Origin of the sequence: Klebsiella sp. ME-303, assembly GCF_007910085.1 — a bacterium.
GTDB lineage: Bacteria > Pseudomonadota > Gammaproteobacteria > Enterobacterales > Enterobacteriaceae > Klebsiella > Klebsiella michiganensis.
The window spans coordinates 41,908-48,142 of the sequence record NZ_VOJB01000067.1; the positions used below are offsets into that span (position 1 = coordinate 41,908).

Below are 6,235 nucleotides of genomic sequence, written 5' to 3' on the forward strand. Positions count from 1 at the left end.
ATGGATTTTCAGATACAACAACGTGTGGCGCTGGTCTGCGGTGCCGGCAGTGGTCTGGGACAGGCTATTGCCCTGTCCCTGGCGCAGGAAGGGGTGAAAGTGGCGGTCACCGGCCGCAGCGCGGAAAAACTGGCGCAAACGGTGGAACGTATCACCTTATTGGGCGGTACTGCCCGCGCCTGGCGGTTGGATCTCGCCGCCCCGGAGCAGTTTGATCGAGTGATTGCCGATATCCGCGAGCGGTGGGGCGATATCGATATTCTGGTTAACAACTCCGGTGGTCCGCCGCCCGCACCGGCGCAGGGGACGGATGGCGCAGTCTGGCAACAGCAGTTTTCAGTCATGGTCGCCTCGTTGATTCAGCTCACCGATAAACTCCTGCCCGCCATGCGCAGCCGCGGCTGGGGACGCATTATTACCACCACTTCATCCGGCGTGATAACCCCCATTCCCGGACTCGCCCTGTCGAACGCGCTGCGCATGAGCCTGCTCGGCTGGTCGAAAACCCTCGCCAGCGAAGTGGCTGGCGACGGCGTGACGGTGAATGTGATGGTGCCAGGGCGCATCGCGACCGACCGCGTCAGTCAGCTGGATGCTCTCAAGGCGCAACGGGAAAACAGCAGTGCGGAAGCGGTCGCCGAAAAGAGTCGTCAGAGCATTCCGGCCGGGCGCTATGGCGAACCGCAGGAGTACGGCGCCGTCGCTGCGTTTCTGGCAAGCCAGCCTGCCGGCTACATTACCGGCGCGGTGATTCGGGTTGATGGGGGATTGATCGGCGCGATTTAGTCACTGAGAATGCGTCATGCCGGTCGGTTTCGCAGTGGACCGGCATGACTGCCTATCAGCCGCTCCGAATGGTTTATTTTGCAGGCAACGAAATCCAGTTCTGCAAATTTAACCAGCAGGCATTGGGATCGGGTCTGAAAACGATAACTTTTCTGATTAAACTTTTATTCTTCCTGCGTTGTTAAAGTGGAATGGTTCACCATAAATAATGCGCAAAGCGCGAGCAGTACGGCCCCGCCGGTAAGTAGCCACCCGGCGTGGTGAAACGCGGCTAAGCTCCCCCGGGTATGGGCAAATCTGACGTAGCAGGCGGTCACCAGCGCCGCGCCCGCCATCGCCCCAACGCGCTGGAGGATATTCAGAACAGGTGCGGCATCAGCCACGTGACGGCTGCCAGCCATAGCCAGGCCCGCAGCCATCGCGGGCACCGTTGCCAGGGCTAAACCGAACCCTCTGACCGCTATTGCGCCCCCCACAAGCGTATAGCGACTTCCCTCATCAATCATTGCCAGTGGCAATGTGGCAAATGCCGCGAGTAAACCGCCAATGATAAGCACCGTTCGTGGCCCCAGCTTATCGGAGAAGTAGCCGGCCATCGGAAATCCTATCGCCGAGCCGATTAACTGAGGGGTGAGAAGCAGGCCCACTTCAGCAAGCGTTACATGGCAAACGTCGCGGAAATATAAAGGAAGCAGGAACTGACCGCCAAAATTCACCGCGCCGCCGATAGCCATCAATACGGCAGATAAAGTGAAGCCCCGATGCTTGAAAAGCTCGAGATGCAGTAAGGGGGACTCAATGCGCAAAGAGCGATAAATAAACAAGCAGGTGAACAGGGCGCCCACGCTGAGCATGATGACGTTCCTGCCATATTTACCACTATTCAGGCTGAGCTCTTTCATGCCTTCCATCAGCATCGGCAGGCTGCAAAAGACCAGCGCCAGTCCCAGCCAGTCCAGAGAGAGGGGCCTGTCAGTTTTTATTGTCGGACGGGGAAGCAGCTTCCATCCGGCAAGACAGGCGCACAGACAGAACGGCACCGTGATCCAAAATAACCCTCGCCATCCGCAGCTTTCAAGCAGGACCGCGCCCAGCGATGTTCCCAGCAAGGGAGCAATGACGATCGCCACGCCAATCGTGCCAATCACTCGCCCCAGACGTTCGCGTCCGACGACCAGACCAAGGATCGTTTGCCCTGCCGGTACGAGTAATCCCCCTGCCAGGCCTTGCATAACTCTTGCGGCAAGCAGCACCTCAAAATGCGGGGAAAGGGCGCAAACTGCCGAAAAAATCGCAAATAAAATAAGGCCATAGAGCCAAAGCTGCGTAGCGCCAAACCGCCTGGCCGCCCATGCGCTCAGCGGAACGCCTGCCGCAAGGGCCATAAGATACGCCGTTGCTATCCATTGTATTGCCGTGTCCGTCACGCCAAGGCCGGCGGCCATCGCGGGCAGCGCCGCGCTCAGCATCGTTGATGAGAGCATCGTTGCAAACGCCCCCAGGGTGATGATGGCCGCCTGCATCCACAGCATCGGAGGTATGGCGTTTATCGGTCGCGGATGGGTTGTTTCCTTGACCCGCTTGTCTTGATTGATATTCATAAAAAGCCCCCTAAGGACGATGTGCGAAGAAATCTATCATTGATTAATAAACCTATCAATGATAGATTTATTTGCATTAAAGATTCCGCCAGGCGCTGAGTTCAGACAAAATGGCGCTTCACAGACCACTGGCCGGTTTGATGCATCAATAAAGGGGGAATATCATGGCGAAAATCCAGCGAGATCAGGTGATTGAGGCAGCATTAGCATTATTAGATGAGGTCGGCCTGGAAGCGATCACGACCCGTAAGCTGGCGCAAAAACTGGGGGTGGAATCAGCGACGTTGTACTGGCATTTCAAGAACAAGGCCAGTTTACTTGAAGAAATGGCTTCCGCGGTTTTAGCCAAACACCATTCCCTGCCTGTCCCCGAAGATATTGCTGAATGGGCAAACTGGCTGGCGGATAACGCCCGTAGTTTCCGGCGCGCTCTGCTCGCCCATCGGGACGGCGCCCTGTTACATGCCGGGACATCACCGGCCCGGGTGGGAGGGGATACGTTTCGTCCCAAGGTGGCGTATCTTGCGCGCGTCGGTTTCACTGAGGCCGACGCCGCAATGATATTACTCACTCTGAGTGAATACACCCTGGGATGCGTATTAGAGGAGCAGTCCCGCTCGGGCGGTGATGATAATCAAATTTTATCAAAGCCATCGCCAGGAATTGCCTCTATCGAATCGCTGGTTTATCCCCATCCGGATACTGCGTTCGAATTCGGTCTGTCGTTGATAATGAAAGGGTTATTAGTGCCCTGAGCTTAACGCTGCGCCGGTGACAACATGATGTGCATACCTTACGCAAAAACTATCTTGATAAAACCGGCAGCATTCAGAAGGGGAGGCGACATGTTTATTTCCGAAACAGTGATAGCCGTCATCATTGACTGGATCGACAATAACTTACATAAACCACTGCGTATAGAACAGATAGCCCGTTATTCAGGGTATTCCAAATGGTACCTGCAGGGTTTGTTCTTGCAATATAGAGGCGAGAGCCTCGGGCGCTATATCCGTAATAAAAAACTGGACTCAGCGGCCCGCGATTTACGCGAGACCGATGAGAATATTTACAGTATTGGTTTGCGCTACGGCTATGACTCGCAGCAAACATTCACCCGATTATTTACGCGTCATTTTCATTTGCCGCCCGGTGAATATCGCAAGAAAAACAAAACAGCCTGTTACGTACCGGGTAAGGCTGAATCTTAATCTCCTTTCCGATAGCCCTGGCAAAGCCGCCGCAGAAAAATCGATGCGAAGAGATTTATCAAAAAATAGAAAAACAGACGGCGCCGAAAAGACAAAACCTCCTGTTCTTTGTGTAAACATGGGGAACGGCGCGGAAAACGCCGCGCCTGGTGAGTTATCAGGAGGTTGCTGGTCAGCAGAGCGATTAATGGTAGGCGGGAAGCCAGCTGCCGTGTGCTTCAATAAGATCGTCGCACAGATTGCGGATGTCATCGATCGACAGCTCTGCGGAAGTATGCGGGTCGAGCAGGGCGGCATGGTAGATGGCTTCGCGTTTGCGCGTCACCGCCGCTTCGATGGTCAACAGCTGAGTATTGATGTTGGTCCGGTTCAGCGCTGCCAGCTGCTCCGGCAAATTGCCGACGTAGCACGGCGTGACGCCCTGGCCATCGACCAGGCAAGGGACTTCGACGCAGGCCTCGGAAGGTAAGTTGGTAATCAGGCCGGTGTTGAGCACGTTACCGCCAATTTTGTAAGGCCGATCGGTTTCCATCGCTTCGATGATGTAAGACGCGTATTCATGGGTACGGCTGTGGGTCAGGCTGGTGTCATGGGTCAGCGCCACTTTCTGCTGCTGCCATTGGTCAATCTGTTCAATACACCGGCGCGGATATTCATCCAGCGGGATATTGAAGCGTTCAATCAGCTCCGGGTAGCTGCGTTTGATCCAGTAAGGCATGTATTCGGCGTTGTGCTCTGACGATTCGGTGACGTAATAGCCGAAAGTTTTCATGATTTCATGGCGCACCATATCATCATGCTTGCCCTGCAGGGCGCTGGCCCGGCGCTTGATTTCCGGGTACAAATCCTCGCCGTGACGGCGAATGTCCAGCAGCCAGGCCATGTGATTAATACCCGCGATATGAAATTGCACGTCGTCGGTTGGCATATCCACGCTTTTCAACAGCGTTTCAGCACATACCTGAACGCTGTGGCACAGTCCTACCGTTTTCACTTCCGTATGGCGCAGCATGGCGCCTGTTATCGTGGCCATCGGGTTGGTGTAGTTCAGCAGCCAGGCGTCCGGGCACACGGCTTCAATATCCCGTGCGAAATCAAACAGCACGGGTAGGGTGCGCAGCGCGCGGAAGATACCGCCAATGCCCAGGGTATCGGCAATAGTCTGCTGCAGACCATATTTTTTCGCGATCGTGAAATCGGTGATGGTGCACGGATCGTAGCCGCCAACCTGAATAGCATTCACCACGTAATTGGCGTTTTTCAACGCCGCGCGGCGGTTCTCAACGCCAAGGTAAGCGGCGATCTTCGCTCTGCCCGCATTGGTATTGCGGTTGATATTATTCAACATGGCGAGGGATTCATTGAGACGGGCGCTGTCGATGTCGTACAGCGCAATCTCCACCTCTTTCAACGCCGGCGTCGTCATAATGTCGCCGAGTACGTTCCTGGCGAAAATGGTGCTGCCTGCGCCCATAAATGTCACTTTAATCATGCTATTTCTCCGTTCCTGCTGTTTTCACCAGGCAGAATGTACGCTGCGGAATGAACAGGAAATATGGCTAAATGTGATATTGGTATGGCGAAAAATGATGTCGCTATGAAAGTGTGAGCCAGCTCCGAATCTGGCTGAAACGCGGTGACTTTACTGCAGGCATCTCTGATAACGTGGGTGAAAAAGAGAGAGCGCGACTGATGCACAAGACTTTTACCCTTAATCATACCGACAATATCGAATTGAATTTGTACCAGTACGGCGAGGAGAATTGTCATAAGGGACACCGCTTTGGCCCCGCAGTCCGCCAGCATTACCTATTTCATTATGTGATAAGTGGAACCGGCACATTTTACAGTGAGTTTGGCGCTTTTCCTGTCGGCGCCGGGGAGGGGTTTCTGATTCATCCCCATGAGGTGACAACCTACTGCGCTGATAATAGGGATCCGTGGCATTATATGTGGCTTGAGGTCGATGGCCTGATTGCCGCCAGAATTTTCGAGGAGTGTCATCTTAGTCGGCAATCTCCGGTTTATCGCCCCAACCTGAATAAAGACGACTCCAGCTCCTCTGGCTACCTGCGGCAAATTGTCGAACATGGCGATGAACATCCGCTGAAGGTGCAGGGATTGTGCTATCTCTTCTTTTCTTCGCTAATCAGCAATACGCCCGGCGAAAAGGCTTCTCTCCCTGATGATAAAACCCGGCATCTGCAAAGGGCGATCAAAAAAATTGAAAATCGCTACCACGAACATCTGACGGTTGATAGCCTGGCCGCCTATTGCAATATCAATCGCAGCTACCTCTGCCGGTTGTTCAAAGGCGCCTACGGTATAGGTCCTAAGGAATACTTGCTAAATTTTCGTATGAACATCGCAGTAAGCCTGCTGAAAAACAGCGCTACGGCGATTAAAGTCGTGGGTATTTCCGTAGGCTATGAAAATCAGCTGCATTTTTCTAAAGCCTTCAGGAAGCTGTACGGCGTATCTCCGGCTAAATGGCGGCAAAAATACCTTTCTGAACAGCAGGCGCTGAGATGACGTTCAGCGCTTATTCTCATCGGCGGTGACTCTGCGCGATCGCTATTTTGCGGGCGTATCCTGATTGAGAATGCGCGATCGACAAACATCCAGAATTTCATCTGCCAG

At 54.0% G+C, this 6,235-nt stretch carries 6 protein-coding genes; 4 read left to right on the forward strand and 2 right to left on the reverse strand.

All coding sequences use genetic code 11. The annotated features are described in order from the left end of the window. The gene (locus FQK12_RS09195) at positions 1-786 is read left to right on the forward strand and encodes an SDR family oxidoreductase (RefSeq protein WP_014228700.1); all 786 of its coding nucleotides are present in this window, start codon (positions 1-3) and stop codon (positions 784-786) included. Between the two features lie 164 nt (positions 787-950). Here the strand turns inward: FQK12_RS09195 and FQK12_RS09200 are convergent, their stop codons facing one another. Next, positions 951-2,387, reverse strand: a complete 1,437-nt coding sequence (locus tag FQK12_RS09200) for a DHA2 family efflux MFS transporter permease subunit (protein WP_014228701.1) — start codon at positions 2,385-2,387, stop codon at positions 951-953. 164 nt (positions 2,388-2,551) lie between these two features. Between FQK12_RS09200 and FQK12_RS09205 the strand changes: the two genes are divergently transcribed. Together FQK12_RS09205 and FQK12_RS09210 are read left to right on the forward strand one after the other, a co-directional pair. Beyond that, positions 2,552-3,142 carry a TetR/AcrR family transcriptional regulator C-terminal domain-containing protein gene (locus tag FQK12_RS09205; RefSeq protein WP_014228702.1) on the forward strand — a complete coding sequence of 197 codons (591 nt, stop codon included), beginning with the start codon at positions 2,552-2,554 and terminating at the stop codon, positions 3,140-3,142. 90 nt (positions 3,143-3,232) lie between these two features. Next, the gene (locus FQK12_RS09210) at positions 3,233-3,595 is read left to right on the forward strand and encodes a RamA family antibiotic efflux transcriptional regulator (RefSeq protein ID WP_014228703.1); all 363 of its coding nucleotides are present in this window, start codon (positions 3,233-3,235) and stop codon (positions 3,593-3,595) included. A 184-nt stretch (positions 3,596-3,779) separates the two neighbouring features. On the opposite strand, the gene FQK12_RS09215 is transcribed toward FQK12_RS09210, so the two are convergent. Then, complete coding sequence (locus FQK12_RS09215; protein ID WP_014228704.1) at positions 3,780-5,087, reverse strand: alpha-glucosidase/alpha-galactosidase; 1,308 nt, start codon at positions 5,085-5,087, stop codon at positions 3,780-3,782. Between the two features lie 200 nt (positions 5,088-5,287). Between FQK12_RS09215 and FQK12_RS09220 the strand changes: the two genes are divergently transcribed. After that, complete coding sequence (locus FQK12_RS09220; protein ID WP_038423462.1) at positions 5,288-6,127, forward strand: AraC family transcriptional regulator; 840 nt, start codon at positions 5,288-5,290, stop codon at positions 6,125-6,127. Positions 6,128-6,235: the final 108 nt, after the last annotated feature.

Excerpts from the sequence above, each read along its gene's own strand:
- FQK12_RS09205 (WP_014228702.1), top strand. The coding sequence starts at position 2,552 with ATGGCGAAAATCCAGCGAGATCAGGTGATTGAGGCAGCATTAGCATTA.
- FQK12_RS09195 (WP_014228700.1), top strand. The coding sequence starts at position 1 with ATGGATTTTCAGATACAACAACGTGTGGCGCTGGTCTGCGGTGCCGGC.
- FQK12_RS09200 (WP_014228701.1), bottom strand. The coding sequence starts at position 2,387 with ATGAATATCAATCAAGACAAGCGGGTCAAGGAAACAACCCATCCGCGA.
- FQK12_RS09220 (WP_038423462.1), top strand. The coding sequence starts at position 5,288 with ATGCACAAGACTTTTACCCTTAATCATACCGACAATATCGAATTGAAT.
- FQK12_RS09215 (WP_014228704.1), bottom strand. The coding sequence starts at position 5,087 with ATGATTAAAGTGACATTTATGGGCGCAGGCAGCACCATTTTCGCCAGG.
- FQK12_RS09210 (WP_014228703.1), top strand. The coding sequence starts at position 3,233 with ATGTTTATTTCCGAAACAGTGATAGCCGTCATCATTGACTGGATCGAC.